General features: G+C 69.1%; 12 protein-coding genes and 1 tRNA gene. 5 read left to right on the top strand and 8 right to left on the bottom strand.

Going from position 1 to position 15,118, the window contains the following annotated elements; translation table 11 throughout:
- Position 1 precedes the first annotated feature (1 nt).
- Entirely contained in the window at positions 2-2,005 is a 2,004-nt protein-coding gene (locus RAC69_RS02605; protein WP_375084902.1) for a DUF262 domain-containing protein, read from the bottom strand.
- A gap of 176 nt (positions 2,006-2,181) precedes the next feature.
- On the opposite strand from RAC69_RS02605, the gene RAC69_RS02600 reads away from it, so the two are divergent.
- Positions 2,182-2,955, top strand: a complete 774-nt coding sequence (locus RAC69_RS02600; protein WP_096715745.1) for a hypothetical protein — start codon at positions 2,182-2,184, stop codon at positions 2,953-2,955.
- A 186-nt stretch (positions 2,956-3,141) separates the two neighbouring features.
- The gene (locus RAC69_RS02595) at positions 3,142-3,645 is read left to right on the top strand and encodes a DUF3145 domain-containing protein (RefSeq protein WP_251588046.1); all 504 of its coding nucleotides are present in this window, start codon (positions 3,142-3,144) and stop codon (positions 3,643-3,645) included.
- 127 nt (positions 3,646-3,772) lie between these two features.
- Here RAC69_RS02595 and RAC69_RS02590 read toward each other — a convergent pair whose 3' ends face one another.
- Entirely contained in the window at positions 3,773-5,176 is a 1,404-nt protein-coding gene (locus RAC69_RS02590; RefSeq protein ID WP_375084900.1) for a PLP-dependent aminotransferase family protein, read from the bottom strand.
- Between the two features lie 95 nt (positions 5,177-5,271).
- Between RAC69_RS02590 and RAC69_RS02585 the strand changes: the two genes are divergently transcribed.
- Positions 5,272-5,928 carry a YitT family protein gene (locus RAC69_RS02585; protein WP_375084899.1) on the top strand — a complete coding sequence of 219 codons (657 nt, stop codon included), beginning with the start codon at positions 5,272-5,274 and terminating at the stop codon, positions 5,926-5,928.
- Positions 5,929-5,991: 63 nt separating this feature from the next.
- Here RAC69_RS02585 and RAC69_RS02580 read toward each other — a convergent pair whose 3' ends face one another.
- The 6 genes from RAC69_RS02580 to aceE form a co-directional block, all read right to left on the bottom strand.
- Positions 5,992-7,230, bottom strand: coding sequence for a beta-ketoacyl-[acyl-carrier-protein] synthase family protein (locus RAC69_RS02580; RefSeq protein WP_341934270.1), 1,239 nt, complete (start codon positions 7,228-7,230; stop codon positions 5,992-5,994).
- Between the two features lie 90 nt (positions 7,231-7,320).
- Positions 7,321-7,569, bottom strand: coding sequence for an acyl carrier protein (locus RAC69_RS02575; RefSeq protein WP_045258434.1), 249 nt, complete (start codon positions 7,567-7,569; stop codon positions 7,321-7,323).
- Positions 7,570-7,638: 69 nt separating this feature from the next.
- On the bottom strand, positions 7,639-8,640 hold the full coding sequence (locus tag RAC69_RS02570) for a beta-ketoacyl-ACP synthase III (protein WP_375084898.1): 1,002 nt from the start codon (positions 8,638-8,640) through the stop codon (positions 7,639-7,641).
- Positions 8,637-9,557 (bottom strand): ACP S-malonyltransferase, encoded by a 921-nt coding sequence (locus RAC69_RS02565; RefSeq protein WP_375084896.1) that lies wholly within the window; start codon positions 9,555-9,557, stop codon positions 8,637-8,639. The genes RAC69_RS02570 and RAC69_RS02565 overlap by 4 nt, the downstream gene beginning before the upstream one ends.
- A 106-nt stretch (positions 9,558-9,663) precedes the next feature.
- The gene (locus RAC69_RS02560) at positions 9,664-10,860 is read right to left on the bottom strand and encodes a PucR family transcriptional regulator (RefSeq protein WP_375084895.1); all 1,197 of its coding nucleotides are present in this window, start codon (positions 10,858-10,860) and stop codon (positions 9,664-9,666) included.
- Between the two features lie 31 nt (positions 10,861-10,891).
- A complete protein-coding gene (gene aceE / locus RAC69_RS02555) occupies positions 10,892-13,618 on the bottom strand; it encodes a pyruvate dehydrogenase (acetyl-transferring), homodimeric type (RefSeq protein ID WP_375084893.1) in 2,727 nt (908 codons plus the stop codon).
- Positions 13,619-13,771: 153 nt separating this feature from the next.
- Here aceE and RAC69_RS02550 point away from each other — a divergent pair.
- Both RAC69_RS02550 and RAC69_RS02545 read left to right on the top strand, forming a co-directional pair.
- A tRNA-Val gene (locus RAC69_RS02550) sits at positions 13,772-13,844 on the top strand.
- Positions 13,845-13,887: 43 nt separating this feature from the next.
- Positions 13,888-15,009: a VanZ family protein gene (locus RAC69_RS02545; protein ID WP_375084891.1), complete on the top strand. Its 1,122-nt coding sequence runs from the start codon at positions 13,888-13,890 to the stop codon at positions 15,007-15,009.
- Positions 15,010-15,118: the final 109 nt, after the last annotated feature.

The raw sequence follows: 15,118 nt of genomic DNA, 5'->3' as shown, positions 1-15,118 counted from the left end.
GTCACATCACGTTCCCGATGTAGGAGTACTTCACGAAGACCTCCGAGGCGATGCCCGCCTCCTGGAGCACGCCCTGGACGGCGCTCATCATGTAATTCGAGTCCCAGCCCATGTAGAGGTGGTGGGTGTCGTCGAGCCGGTCCCACTGACCCTTCCATGCGGTCTGATCGTAGATCGGTCCGCCGTGAGCCGCGCAGTACGCGACCGCGGCATCGCGCGTGTCGGTCCAGGCCCGACGGAAGACCCGGTTGAAGAGGTGCTTGACGTCGTAGACCTCCCAGCGCTCACCCCGGTACTCGACGTACTCGAACTCTCGCTCCCACCCGGCGGGCCAGCCGCGTCGCCGCACAGCGTCGAGGATCGGGGTCAGGCCGTCGTCGTCGATCTCAGGCAGAGCAGGACGCGCCCAGATACGGAGCAGATCGGACGTCAGCCGGACCGTGCGCTGCGAGATGGCCGCAGTCCCCCAGGTCTCGGTGTCCTGCAGCGCGGCCGTCTCGGGCACAGCGCTCCTCGCGTACGCCGAGGCGCGCTTCACGGGGTAGGACTCGCCGAAGAACCGCTCGGACAGCGCCTGCTCGAGCAGCGTGAGGTTGCCGAGCGTCGGGGCGAGTGCCCGGTGCGCGTTCCGCTCGTCGTCGGAGTAGTCGATCCACTCGCGGTGGCCGTCGCCCGACCAGCCGTCGCTCGGGACGGTCGGGACGATGTGCTCGACGTCGAAGTCGGCAGTGTCGTCCACGCCTTCGAGTCGCCCGAGCACGTACGCGGGGTGGGGGAGCTCGCTGTACTTCAGGACCGCGCTCACCCGCTCGTCCGATGGCGTGATGCGCGCGAAAGCACGCTCCAGCGCGTCCGGGCCCGAGAGGCGGGCACGGCAGAGTCGGGCGACCAGACGCTCGTTCGGCAGGTTCACGAGGGTCCGCCGCAAGTACATCGCCTGGATCCGCTCCAGGGTGAGGATGAGCTCGTCGCGGGGGATCAGACCTCGCGCGTGGTCGCTGTATGCACTCAGTACGAGCGGGTACGCCGCGCGCCCGAACGTGTTGACGAAGCCCAGCTGCCGCGCGATCTCGGGGTCGCTCTCGAGCGAGGGATCGAGCAGGATGCCGTAGATCTCGGCGTAGTGGCGCCAGACCTCGGCATCCGCCTGCAGGTGCTCCACGTCGACGCGCGGGAAGAACTGCCGGAACGCGCTGTAGACCCCGTGCTCCCCGTTCGCCGCGACCTCGCGCCCGGTCGTCATGACCAGGTAGTGCCGCCAGAAGGCGCCGATCGTCTCGCCCGTGTGCCGCTCGATAGGGAGCCAGAAGCGCTCCTCGACGTCGAGCTGCTCCGAGTGGGTGAGCCCCATGAGGATGTAGTTGTGGATGAGTTCGTGGTCGCGGAGCGGCTCACCCGTCGAGTTCAGGCTCTCGAAGATCTGCTGCGCGTTCGCGCCCGAGCCCAGTGTGATCGACACATGCTCGAGCCGTCGCAGACCGCGCCAGATCGCCGCCGCCTCGTCGGCGTGGACCTGGCTGCGGAAGAACGCGTAGTTGTCGTCGAACCTCGACTCGCGCTCCGTGCTGTCGCCGCGCTCCAGCACGACCGACTCGTACAGGTCGGCCCACGCGTCGTGCGGACGCAGCTTCGTACGGTCGGCATCGTCGGGCCGCACGAGCACACGGGCGAGCTCGGCCGCGAGCGAGGGGTCCGTGTCGCGCACCGCGTGCTGCAGGGCGGCGACGAGCAGCATCAGCGTGGTGATGCGCTGCTGTCCGTCGATCAGAACGAGGTCGGTGTCGGCATCCGAGTCGTCCGCGGCCGAGAGGATCGAGCCGATGAAGTGCCGGTGCGAGTCGTCCTCGGCGGCGACCGCGCGGACGTCGGCGAGGAGCTGCTCGCAGCCGCCGATGTCCCACCGGTACTGCCTCTGGTACACCGGCACGACGATGGTGGTGGAGTCCGCTGCGAGCCATTCGATCGTGTTGACAGCTGTCGCCTCGACGTTGGTCGCAGTGCTCATGCTGATGTCTCGCCCTCCCATGACGCCGGTCGCCGTGGAGTCGCCAGGCGCCCGATTCAGTCTATTCGCTTATTCACGGCGGCCCTCGGCTGGCGCTCCGCGACCCGCTGTTAGGCTTGCCTTATCAGGGCCTGTTAAAACGTGCTGGCCCCCGATGAAAGGACATGACTCAGATCATGGGATACATCAAGTCGAAGGCGCTCGAAGACAAGGGTTTCGTCGTTCTCGACAGCTACAACCAGGAGCTCGACCCCAAGGAGTGGCTCGACATCGAGTACAACGACTGGAAGTCGTCCGGCGACACCCGCTTCGCACCGCTCGCGAGCGCCAAGGGTGAGATCGAGTGCAACGGCTTCTGGAACCACAAGCCGCCGCGCACCGACAAGGACGGCGTCTGGATCGACTCGCAGACCGCCAAGGCTCCGAACCTGACCCGTCGCGCTCAGGAGCCCGGTGCCAACGTCGGCCGCTGCCGCGTCATCGAACTGCAGCCCACGCCGTACGGCGAGTGCCTCTACAACCTTCACCAGGACGACAACAACCGTCTGAACCCCGACGGCACCGGCTGGGTCGTGCGAGGGTTCTTCAACCTCACCGACGACAAGGACAGCTTCTTCGTCCTGCGCGAGAACCGCACCGACCCGAGCATCGAGTACCGCATCGCTCTGCCGGCCGGCGCTCAGCTGATCGTCGACACGCAGCGTCTGTGGCACGCGGCCACGCACGTCGGCACCGAGCCGCGCTACTGCCTCATCACGTCGTGGACCTCGGGCCCCGAGCTCGACGCGTACATCGAGAAGTACCACGGCACGCAGGACGTCCCGAACGTCGAGGTGCCGCAGGATGTGCTCGAGGCCGGCTACGCCGAACAGGCTCGCCGCGACGCCGCTCGCGCCGCCTACTACGCGGCCAAGGGCCAGCAGGTCAAGCAGGCCATGAGCGAGGCGTGATCCTCGTCTGAACGGGCCCGAACGGGTCGGAAGGCCCCGGTCGTGTGACCGGGGCCTTCGTCGTGCGAATGACACGCTTGTGATTTCCTCGTCTCTGGGCGAGAATGGGCGCATAACCGCATAGAACCGCCGCTCTCTCGGTGGTCAGGTCGTTGGGGAAGACGCACCTGATGAAACGGAGAGATCATGGCGACGACGTACGCACGCGGAGTGGTGTTCATCCACTCCGCACCTCGCGCGCTCTGCCCGCACCTCGAATGGGCGGTGGGACGCGCTATCGGTCGTGCAGTGAACTTCGACTGGTCGGACCAGCCTGTGCTCGACGGCGCTCGCCGTGCCGAGTTCTACTGGGACGGACCGGTCGGTACCGGAGCTGCCCTCGCGACCGCGATCCGCGGCTGGGAGCACCTGCGCTTCGAGGTCACGGAGGATCCGACGCCCCGCAGCGACGGCGGACGGTGGCTGCACACCCCCGACCTCGGCATCCACTACGCCCAGACGGATGCGGCGGGCAACATCGTCATCGGGGAGGACCGCATCCGCTACGCGATGGAGATCGCCGCGGGGAGCGCCTCGGAACTGCAGCGCGAGCTCGACATCGCGCTCGGGTCTGCCTGGGACGAGGAGCTCGAACCCTTCCGTCACGCCAGCGACGACGCGCGCGTCGTCTGGCTGCACAAGGTCGGCTAGGCGCACGGACGTGGAGCGGGGAGGCGCGAGTATCGGATGCCGGTGATCTCTCCCGGACGCTGAGAAGGCGTATCCCCCTCCGGATGACGAGGACCCCGCCCCACCAGGGACGGGGTCCTCGTCTGCGTCAGATGACGGCGGCGTGCGACATCTCGGTCAGCCGCGGTGCACGACCGGCGGTCACGGCCTCCCACGCCGAGCGGAAACGCTGCATCGCGAGGGTCGTGCGGTCGGGCGGCAGGGTGATCGGCACGCGCACGTGCCGCTCCAGGACTCCACCGGTCGCGAAGCGGGGCCCGGGCGGGAGGATGAGTCCGCGTTCCCGGGCGGCGAGCGAGAACTCGGTCGACACCGGCGCGCCGAGGTCGAGCCATACCGACAGGCCGCCGGGAGCAGACGGCATCGTCACACCGTCGATCTCGTCGAGGCCCGCGGCGACGGCTGCTCGACCGTCGCTCAGCCGCGTGCGGACGTGTGCGGTCAACGCCGGCAGGTCCTGGAGGAGCTCGACGGCGATGCACTGCTCGAGCAGCGCCGTGCCGAGCTCGAACGACGGGCGCGTCGCGAGCAGCCGCGAGATCAGCGACCTGTCGGCGCGGATCCAGCCGAGCCGCAGACCGCCCCAGGCGATCTTCGACATCGAGCCGAGGGTCACCACCTCCGGGCTCGAGGCGGCGAACGGCAGCGGGGCCCATCCGCGGTCGATGTCGAGCTCGGCTGTCGTCTCGTCGACGATCAGCACGGTGCCCGCGCTGCGAGCGGTCGCGGCGATGCGTTCGCGGGCGGAGTCGGGAAGGGTCGCGCCGGTCGGGTTGTGGAAGTCCGGGATCAGGTAGGCGACGTGCGGTCGTCCGCTCAGGATGGTCTCGGTGACGTGGCGCTCGTCCCAGCCCTCGACGTCGACGGGGGTCGGCAGCATCCGATAGCCGTGCCGGTGCAGTGCCTCGAGCGCATGGGGGAACGTCGGCTGCTCGACGAGCGCCCGTTCCCCGCGGCGCCCGATCGCGGCCAGCACGAGGTTCAGCCCGTTGAGGGCGCCCGAGGTGATGATGATCTGGTCGGCGTCGGTCGGGAGGCCGCGCTGGCTGAAGCGCTGGGCCACGGCATCCCGCAGCTCGGGCAGTCCGCGGAGGGAGTACCCGCTGGTGCCGCGTAGCGCGGCCAGGCGGGGCAGCGAGCGCACCGTGGCGTCGTAGAGCCCGGGCGTGGAGTCCATGGATGCGATGGACAGGTCGATCGCATCGTGGTCGTCGGCATCGCGCGGGGTCCAGGTGTCGCGCGGCAGCGATATCCGGGTGCCGCCGCCGTGCACCCGCGACACGTAGCCCTCGTCCTCCAGCAGGCCGTAGACGCGGGTGGTGGTCGATCGCGACCGACGGATCTCGAGGGCCAGCGCCCGTTCGCTCGGCAGCTTCTCTCCGACGGTCAGTCGGCCGTCCAGGACGAGGGCCCTGATACGGTCGGCGAGCTCCCGCGCGGTGCTCCCGGCGACCTGGTCGGCACCGAGGAGGCTGACGAGTCGAGATGTCATGCTTCCAGCATGCCGCGAAGTGGACCGCTATCGCCAGGCCACTTTGCGCTGAGTGGACTCGTTCTGCGGTGAGGTGACGGGTCCACGATGGTCTCATGCACCTCCGTTCGCTGTTCCTCCCGATCGCCGCGACGAGCCGGCGCGACCTCGCCGAGCGTCTCGGTCAGCTGCTCGTCGGCCTGTTCCTCTACGGCGTCGCGCTCGGACTCATGGTGCGGGGCGGCATCGGTGTGGCGCCGTGGGACGTCTTGGCGCTCGGAGTGTCCGGCAGCACCGGGCTCGGGTATGGCCTGGTCACCGTGCTGGTCTCGATCCTCGTCCTCATCCTGTGGATCCCGCTGCGTCAGCGCGTCGGACTCGGCACCCTGCTCAACGCGCTCCTGATCGGTCCGAGCGCCGACCTCACGCTTGCACTCGTCCCGGCGCCCCCGTCGGTCTGGATCGGCGCCCCTATGTTCGTGGCCGGCCTGGTGCTCCTCGCGTTCGCAACCGGGCTGTACATCGCCGCCGACTTCGGTCCGGGCCCCCGCGACGGTCTCATGACCGGACTCGTGCGCCGCACCGGCTGGCGCGTGTGGATCGTGCGCACCCTCATCGAGGGCAGCGTGCTCCTCGTCGGATTCCTCCTGGGCGGGCCCGTGGGTGTCGGCACCGTGCTCTTCGCCTTCGGCGTCGGACCGCTCGTCGGCCTGTTCCTACCGTGGTGCACCCGGCTGCGCGAAGCCCGCTCGCGGCAGCTCGCCGCGCTCTAGAGAAGACCACACGGAAAAAGCGCCGTGCTGCAGAGCAGCACGGCGCTTTCGCGTGGTCCGAGGTCAGTCGGTGCCGGCGAACACGGCGACGGCGTTGTGGCCGCCGAACCCGAAGGAGTTGCTGATCGCGATCTGCGGACCGTCGCCGAGGGGCTGCGCCTCTCCCGAGAGCTTGAAGGGCACGGCGGGATCGGGCTCCGTCATGTTGATCGTCGGCGGTGCGACGCGATCACGCAGCGCGAGGATCGAGAAGATCGCCTCCAGCGCGCCGGTACCGCCCAGCAGGTGGCCCGTCGAGGCCTTGGTCGCGGAGACGGGGATCTCATCGATCCGGTCGCCGAAGACCTTCCTCAGTGCGACGTACTCGTTCGGGTCTCCGACCGGGGTCGACGTCGCGTGGGCGTTGATGTGGGTGACCTGGTCGGCGCTGACGCCGGCGCCCTCGAGGGCCTGCGTGACGGCGCGGGCCGCCCCGTTGCCCTCGGGGTCGTTGCCGGTGATGTGGTACGCGTCGGCGGTGACCGAGCCGCCGAGGACGTACCCGTAGATCTTCGCGCCACGAGCCTTCGCGTGCTCCTCGGTCTCGAGGATGAGCGCCGCAGCGCCCTCGCCCATGACGAAGCCGTCGCGGTCGACAGCGCCGGGACGCGAGGCCGTCGACGGGTCGTCGTTGCGGCGGGAGAGCGCCTGCGCCGAGGCGAAGGCGGCCATGGTGATCGGGTGGATCGCCGACTCGGTGCCACCGGCGATCACGACGTCGGCGAGCCCCTCCTGAAGGTGGTCGTAGGCGTGGATGAGCGACTCGGTGCTGGACGCGCACGCGCTCACGACGGTCTGCGCATAGGCACGTGCCTCGAACTGCAGCGAGAGATTTCCGGCCGCGGCGTTCGGCATGAGCATCGGCACCGTCAGCGGCATCACGCGACGGGGACCCTTCTCACGCAGCGTGTCCCAGGCGTCGAGGAGCGTCCAGAGCCCGCCGATGCCGGTGGCGAAGTCGACGCCGAGTCGCTCGGGGGCGACCTCGGGGGATCCGGCGTCGGCCCAGGCCTCGCGCGCCGCGATGAGGGCGAACTGCGACGAGGGGTCGAGGCGCTTGGCCTCGTGACGGGGCAGCACCTCCTCAGGGCGGACGGAGGCTTCGGCGGCGAAGGTCACGGGGAGGTCGTACTGCTCGACCCAGTCGTGCTCGAGCGTGCGGGCGCCCGAGACTCCGGCCAGCAGATTGGTCCAGTTCTCGGGGGCGGTGCCGCCGATGGCGGACGTGGCACCGATGCCGGTGACGACGATGCGCTTGGTCATGTGTGGTTCCTTGTCAGGCGGATCGAACAAAGGGTGGGCAAGGCACAGGATGCCACGCCCCGCGAGGGCGGGGGTGGCATCCTGAGCGGATTACTCCTGGCCTGCGACGATGAAGTCGACGGCGTCGCCGACGGTCTTCAGGTTCTTGACCTCGTCGTCGGGGATGGTGACGCCGAACTTCTCCTCGGCGTTGACGACGATCGTCATCATCGAGATCGAGTCGATGTCGAGGTCGTCCGTGAACGACTTCTCGAGAGCGACCTCCGAGGCGTTGATGCCGGTCTCGTCGGTGATGAGCTCTGCGAGGCCCGCGAGGACCTCATCGTTGGTGAAAGCCATGGTGGTCTTCCTTTTCTTACGGGGTTGATTTCGGAACCGTGGACCAGTCTAGGGAAGGTCGGCGTGTTCTCAGGGAAGGACGACGACCTGGGCGGCGAAGACGAGACCGGCGCCGAAGCCGATCTGGAGCGCGAGTCCGCCCGACAGCTCGGGGTGCTCGGCCATGAGCCGGTGGCTCGCCAGGGGGATGGATGCCGCTGACGTGTTGCCCGTCGTCTCGATGTCGCGGGCGATCACCGTCGTCTCGGGCAGCTTCAGCTGCTTCGCGAACTCGTCGATGATGCGCATGTTCGCCTGGTGGGGGATGAACGCGGCGATGTCGTCGGGGTCGACGCCCGCCTTGTCGAGAGCCTCGCGGGCGACCTTCGCCATCTCCCACACAGCCCACCGGAAGACGGTCTGCCCCTCCTGGCGGAGGGTCGGCCACGGCACCTCGCCGTCGCGGAAATCGGTGAGAGTGCCGTTCATGCCGACGGCCTCGGCCTTCGAGCCGTCGGAACCCCAGACGGCCGGCGCGATGCCCGGCGTGTCGCTCGGGCCGATGAGGGCGGCCCCGGCGCCGTCGCCGAGCAGGAAGGAGATGCTGCGGTCGGTCGGGTCGACAATGTCGGAGAGCTTCTCGGTGCCGATCACGACGGCGTAGCGCGCCGCTCCGGCCTTGATGAGGGCGTCCGCCTGGGTGACCGCGTAGGCGTAGCCCGCGCACGCGGCATTGACGTCGTATGCCGCCGCGGGATTCGCTCCCACGCGGTCGGCGACGATGGCCGAGACGGAGGGCGTCTGCTTCGGGTTGCTGATGGTCGCGACGATCACGAGGTCGACCTGGTCGGCGGGGACGCCGGACTTCTCGATCGCCTCCGCGGCCGCTGTGGTCGCGAGGTCGATCGCGTCGGTGCCCTTGCCCGCGCGCGTCCTGGTCACGATGCCGGTGCGCTGACGGATCCACTCGTCGCTCGAGTCGATAGGACCGATGAGGTCGTCGTTGGGCACGGCGTTCTCGCCGCGGGCAGCGCCGTACGAGTAGATGCGGGTGTACGCGGGACCGGTGAGCTGGGTCAGCGTGGCGGTCATGCGGCTTCTCCGTTCAGCAGCGCGACGGCCGCATCGAGGTCTTCGGGGGTCTTGACGGCGACGGTCGGAACGCCGCGGAGTCCGCGCTTGGCGAGCCCGGTGAGAGCACCGGCCGGGGCGAGCTCGATGAGTCCGGTGATGCCCTGCTCGGCGAAGGACGCCATGCACAGATCCCAGCGCACGGGCGACGAGACCTGGTCGACGAGGTAGTCGAGCGCCTGCTCGCCGTCGGCGACCACGGTACCGTCGCGGTTCGTCCACAGCGGGATCGACGGGTCGGCCGGGGTCACGGCGGACACGGCGTCGCGCAGCGCCTCGACGGCCGGCACCATGAACGCCGTGTGGAACGCTCCGGCTACCTGCAGCGGGATGACGCGCGTGCCCTTGACAGGCTCCGCGGCGAGCGACGCCAGAGCGTCGAGTCCGCCGGCGACGACGAGCTGACCGCCGCCGTTGTAGTTCGCGGGGGAGAGGCCGAGTTCGCCGAGGCGGGAGAGCACGGCGTCCTCGTCGCCGCCGAGGACGGCGCTCATCCCGGTGGGGGTCTGCGCCGCGGCGTCCGCCATCGCGCGACCCCGGATGCCGACCAGACGCATGCCCGTCTCGGCGTCGATCACGCCGCTGTCGACGAGAGCGGCGATCTCGCCGACCGAGTGGCCGGCGACGCCGTCGGCGCGGCGACCCGCGCGCGATTCCAATGCCGCCGCGGCGACCAGCGATGCCGCGACGATCAGCGGCTGCGCGATGCGCGTGTCGCGGATCGTGTCGGCATCCGACTCGGTGCCGTGGAGGCGGAGGTCGACCTCTGCGGCGTCGGAGTACGCGGCGACGGTCTCAGCCACGCCGTCCAGCTCGAGCCAGGGAGAGAGGAAACCGGGGGTCTGCGAGCCCTGTCCTGGGCATACGACGACAATCACATCCCCAAGTCTGCCAACGATCCGCCGCGAGCGGTGGATGATCCATCACAAGTTTCCGCCGAACCGTTGTGAGTGGCGTACATCGGTCGGCGGGAGGACAGTCAGATCAGCGCGACGGACGACGCAGCGGAGCGCGGCGACGGACCTGGTCTGCCGCGCCGATCGAGCCCAGGATCAGAGCGGTCTGCAGGATCAGCGCCTCGCGAGGTCCCGTGGCATCCCACCCGATCACCTCGCTCACCCGCTTCAGCCGGTAGCGCACGGTGTTCGGGTGCACGAAGAGCTCACGGGCCGTCGCCTCGAGGGAGCGGCCGTTGTCGAGGTAGCTCCACAGCGTCGTCACGAGATCGGTGGAGTGAGCCTGCAGCGGACGGTAGATCCGCTCGATGAGGGTCTGCTTGGCCAGCGGATCGCCCGCGAGCGCCCGCTCGGGCAGCAGGTCGTCCGCCTCGACGGGGCGGGGTGCGCCGCGCCAGGCGCGGGCGACGGCGAAACCGGCGAGTGCGGCCCTGGCGCTCTGGCTGGCGTCGACGAGAGCGGCGACGGCCGGTCCGAGCACGACGTAGCCGGGGCCGAAGGAGGGCTCGAGGCGCGAGGCGATCTCCTCGAAGCCCAGCTCCTCCTCCTCTGTCTCCTGACCGGGCACCCGCGCGCGTCCGATGACCAGGACGAGACGGGACCCCTGCACGCCGATGAGCACGTCCACGGCGAGCTTGCGCGCCGTGCGCCGCACGAGATCGACGTCGAACTGCGGGGGAGTCGTACCGACGAGCACCGCGACCTCGCCGTGACCGTGCCAGCCCAGGGCGGCGATGCGGCTCGGGAGCTCCTCGTCGGCTTCGCCGGTCAGGATCGAGTCGACGACGAGGGCTTCGAGGCGCGCATCCCACAGGCCGCGGGCCTCGGCGGCGCGCGCGTACACATCCGCTGCCGCGAAGGCGACGTCGCGGGAGTACAGCAGGATCGCCTCGCGGAGATCCTCGCCCTTGCCGGCGACGCGCTCCTCGGTGACCTCGACCGTGACGCGGATGAGCTGCAGCGTCTGCTGCAGGCTCACGCTGCGGAGCAGTTCACGCGGAGCGGCGGCGAAGATGTCTGCGGCGATCCACGGGGTCGACGTCGGATCGTCGTACCACTGGATGAACGACGTGATGCCGGCCTGCGCCACCAGCCCGACCGCAGAGCGGCGGGCCGGTGGCATGTCGGCGTACCAGGGGAGGGTGTCCTCCAGGCGCTTGATCGTCACCGAGGCGATGTCGCCGGAGATCCGCCGCAACCACGTGAGTGTCGCGGCCTTGTCCATGCCGCGAGGAGACGATCCTGTCACCGATGGCTCAGCTTTCGCCGCCTGCGTTGCCGCTGGTGCCGGCGTTCACGTCGTGCAGGCGGTACTTCTCGATCGCCTGCGCGGCGAGCGAGCGGTCGACCGTGCCCTCCTCGGCGAGCGACTGCAGCGTGCGCACCACGACCGACGGTCCGTCGATCTTGAAGTAGCGGCGAGCGGCGGCGCGCGTGTCGGAGAAGCCGAAGTCGTCGGCACCGAGTGTGGCGTAGCGGTTCGGCACCCACGGGCGGATCTGGTCCTGCACGGCGTGCATGAAGTCGCTGACCGCGACGACCGGACCCTGGGCGCCCTGCAGCTTCTGCGTGAGGTAGGCCGTGCGGGGCTCCTCTTCGGGGTGCAGGAAGTTGTGCTCGTCGGCGGCGAGGCCGTCGCGACGCAGTTCGGTCCACGACGTGACCGACCAGACATCGGCGATCACGTTCCAGTCCTTCTTCAGCAGCTCCTGCGCCTCGAGAGCCCAGGGCAGACCGACGCCCGACGCGAACAGCTGCGCGCGGGGTCCGTCGCCTTCGCCGACGGAGACGCGGTGGATGCCGCGTACGATGCCGTCGACATCCACGTCCTCCGGCTCCTTCGGCTGCACGAGCGGCTCGTTGTAGACCGTCATGTAGTACATGACGTTCGGGTCGGGGTGGTTGCCGCCGTACATGCGCTCGAGACCGCCGCGCACGATGTGCGCGATCTCGTAGCCGTAGGCCGGGTCGTACGACACCGTCGCCGGGTTCGTCGACGCGAGCAGGTGCGAGTGGCCGTCGGCGTGCTGCAGGCCCTCACCCGTGAGGGTGGTGCGCCCGGCCGTCGCGCCGATGATGAACCCACGCGCCATCTGGTCGCCCGCCGCCCACTGGGCGTCGCCGGTGCGCTGGAAGCCGAACATCGAGTAGAAGATGTAGATCGGGATCAGCGGCTCGCCGTGCGTGGCGTACGACGTGCCGGCGGCGGTGAACGCGGCCAGTGCTCCGGCCTCGTTGATGCCGACGTGCACGATCTGACCCTGCGGGCTCTCCTTGTAGGCGAGGAGCAGCTCACGGTCGACCGACGTGTAGTGCTGGCCGTTCGGGTTGTAGATCTTGGCCGTGGGGAAGTACGCGTCCATACCGAACGTGCGCGCCTCGTCGGGGATGATCGGCACGATGCGGTGGCCGAACTCCTTCGTGCGCAGCAGGTCCTTCAGCAGACGGACGAACGCCATGGTCGTGGCGATCTCCTGCGTGCCGGAGCCCTTCTTGGGCAGCGCGTACGCGGAGTCATCGGGAAGCGAGAGGCCGACGTGCGTCGAGCGGCGCTCCGGGAGGAAGCCGCCGAGCGACTTGCGGCGCTCGAGCATGTACTGGATCGTCTCGTCCTGCGGTCCCGGGTTGTAGTACGGGGGCAGGTACGGGTTCTCCTCGAGCTGCGCATCCGTGATCGGGATGTGCATCGTGTCGCGGAACGTCTTGAGGTTGTCCAGCGTCATCTTCTTCATCTGGTGGGTCGCGTTGCGGCCCTCGAAGTGCGGGCCGAGGCCGTAGCCCTTGACCGTCTTCGCCAGGATGACCGTGGGCTGGCCCTTGTGCTCGGCCGCGGCCTTGAACGCCGCGTACACCTTGCGGTAGTCGTGGCCGCCGCGCTTGAGGTGCCAGATCTGCTCGTCGGAGTAGTCGGACACGAGGGCCGCAGCACGCTCGTCCTTGCCGAAGAAGTGCTCACGGACGTAGGCGCCGGACTCAGCCTTGTACGTCTGGTAGTCGCCGTCGGGCGTCTGGTTCATGATGTTGAGGAGCGCGCCCTCGGTGTCGCGGGCGAGCAGGTCGTCCCACTCGCGCCCCCAGACGACCTTGATGACGTTCCAGCCGGCGCCGCGGAAGTACGACTCCAGCTCCTGGATGATCTTGCCGTTACCGCGCACGGGGCCGTCGAGGCGCTGCAGGTTGCAGTTGATGACGAAGTTGAGGTTGTCGAGGCCCTCGTTGGCGGCGACCTGCAGCTGGCCGCGGCTCTCGATCTCGTCCATCTCGCCGTCGCCGAGGAACGCCCACACCTGCGAGGACGAGGTGTCCTTGATGCCGCGGTTCTCGAGGTACTTGTTCGACATGGCCTGGTAGATCGCGTTGATCGGGCCGAGGCCCATCGACACGGTCGGGAACTGCCAGTAGTCCTGCATCTGCCGCGGGTGCGGGTACGAGGGGATGCCGAAGGGGGCACGCGACTGCTCCTGACGGAAGCCGTCGAGGTGCTGCTCGGTGAGGCGACCCTCGAGGAAGGAGCGGGCGTAGATGCCGGGGGAGGCGTGGCCCTGGATGAAGATCTGGTCGGCGCCGCCGGGGTTGTCCGCACCGCGGAAGAAGTGGTTGAAGCCGACCTCGTAGAGCGCCGCCGAGGACGCGTAGGTGGAGATGTGACCGCCGACGCCGATGCCGGGGCGCTGTGCACGGTGCACGGTGACCGCGGCGTTCCAGCGGATCCACGCGCGATAGCGGCGCTCGATCTCCTCGTCACCGGGGAACTCGGGCTCGTTCTCGGCCGCGATCGTGTTGATGTAGTCGGTGGTCGGGACCATCGGCACGCTCAGGTGCAGCTCCTTGGAGCGCTTCAGCAGGCTGAGCATGATCTCGCGCCCGCGGCCGTGGCCCTTGGCCTCGACGAGCTCGTCGAGGGACTGCTGCCACTCGCCCGTCTCTTCCGGATCGCTGTCGAGGTTGCCCTGGGAGTACGGATCCTGGTCGTGCACAGTCACGGGGGAGCCTTTCGTCATGCTGGCAGGTCATGCCAAGGAAACGGGAAGCGACGCGGGCAGCCTTGTCGGCTGTTCACAACGCGTGCCGCCCTCAGCCTATCCCTCTTCCACGACATCGGTGCGCATCCGTCTGCCGATACACTGAGGGCACCAGGGCCTTTAGCTCAGCTGGTAGAGCGCCACGTTTACACCGTGGATGTCGTCGGTTCGATCCCGGCAGGGCCCACCGTCGGATTCCGTCCGCGCAGCCCGCACCTAGGATGGTGCGAATGACGGGGTGGACGTGGCAGGCGTGGTTCGGGCTCATCGGCGGGGGCCTGCTCTTCGCCGCGGTGCTCGTGCCGATCCTCCTCGTCCAGGTGCGGCGCTACGGCACGCTGTCGTTCCGTCGCCTGCTGGGTGCCGCGGCGGTGAGCGTCTACGCGGTCGCCCTCGTGGCCTACACGCTGCTCCCGATCCCCGAGGTCCGGGCCAACTGCGGCGCGGGAGGCGGCGGACTCGAGCTCGTGCCAGGGCACTCGATCGGCGACATCCTGCGCGAGACCGAGGGGTCATCGCTGCTGCACACCCTCACGAGTCGTGCCACGCTGCAGGTGGTCCTCAACGTCGCTCTCTTCGTGCCGTTCGGGATCATCGCGCGTCGCTACTGGAATCGCGGACCGGCCGTCTCGATCCTGTGGGGCGCTCTGCTGTCGCTGGCGATCGAGGCGACGCAGCTCACGGGGGTCTGGGGCATCTTCGAGTGCTCCTACCGCGTCGCCGACGTCGATGACCTCGTCGCGAACACGGCCGGCGCCGCGATCGGCGTGCTGATCGCCCCGGTCGTCCTCGCCTGGATGCCGAGCGCGAAGAACCTCCGCGCCGCGCGCGGGAAGCCTCGACCGGTCACGGTCTGGCGTCGCTGGTTCGGGATGATCCTCGACGCGGTCGCCGTGCAGATCGCCGTGACCCTCGTCTCGTTGATGGTGCTCGTGCCCAAGCTCATCCTCTCCGGCGGATCGGGACCCGGTGTGCCGGAGAACCTGACCGAGCTGACCGTGATCGGCGTGGGCGCGGTGATCCTCGTCGTCGTGCTCCCGGCCGTCACCTCGTCGGGGGCCTCGATCGGGCAGCGGCTCGTCTGGCTCGCCCCTGACTGGCCGGGTGGCCGTGGCGGGCTGGGGCGACGCCTCGCGAGGGCGGGAGTCGTCGGCGTGCCCTACACCGTGGCGACGACGCTCGGTCAGCTGCCGGACCCGGTGTCCGATGCCGCCCAGACGATCTCCGGTGTCGTAGGGATCGTCAGCGCGCTCGTCGTGGCGATCGCGGTGATCTCCGTGCCCTTCAGTCGCGGTCGGCGCGGCATCTCGCTCGTGCTCGCCGGGGGAGAGCTGCGCGACTCGCGCGCCTGACCGCCACCACCGCGCGATCCCGCTCCCTGAGCGGGAATGTCCGGCGTGCAAACTTTTTCTTCGAACACGTGCGCTTCGTGCTATTTTCACTGATAAACCAGTTGATAGA

It is taken from the genome of Microbacterium sp. LS_15, assembly GCF_041954735.1.
In the GTDB taxonomy this organism is placed as follows: domain Bacteria; phylum Actinomycetota; class Actinomycetes; order Actinomycetales; family Microbacteriaceae; genus Microbacterium.
This window is presented reverse-complemented; position numbering and strand designations above follow the sequence as displayed.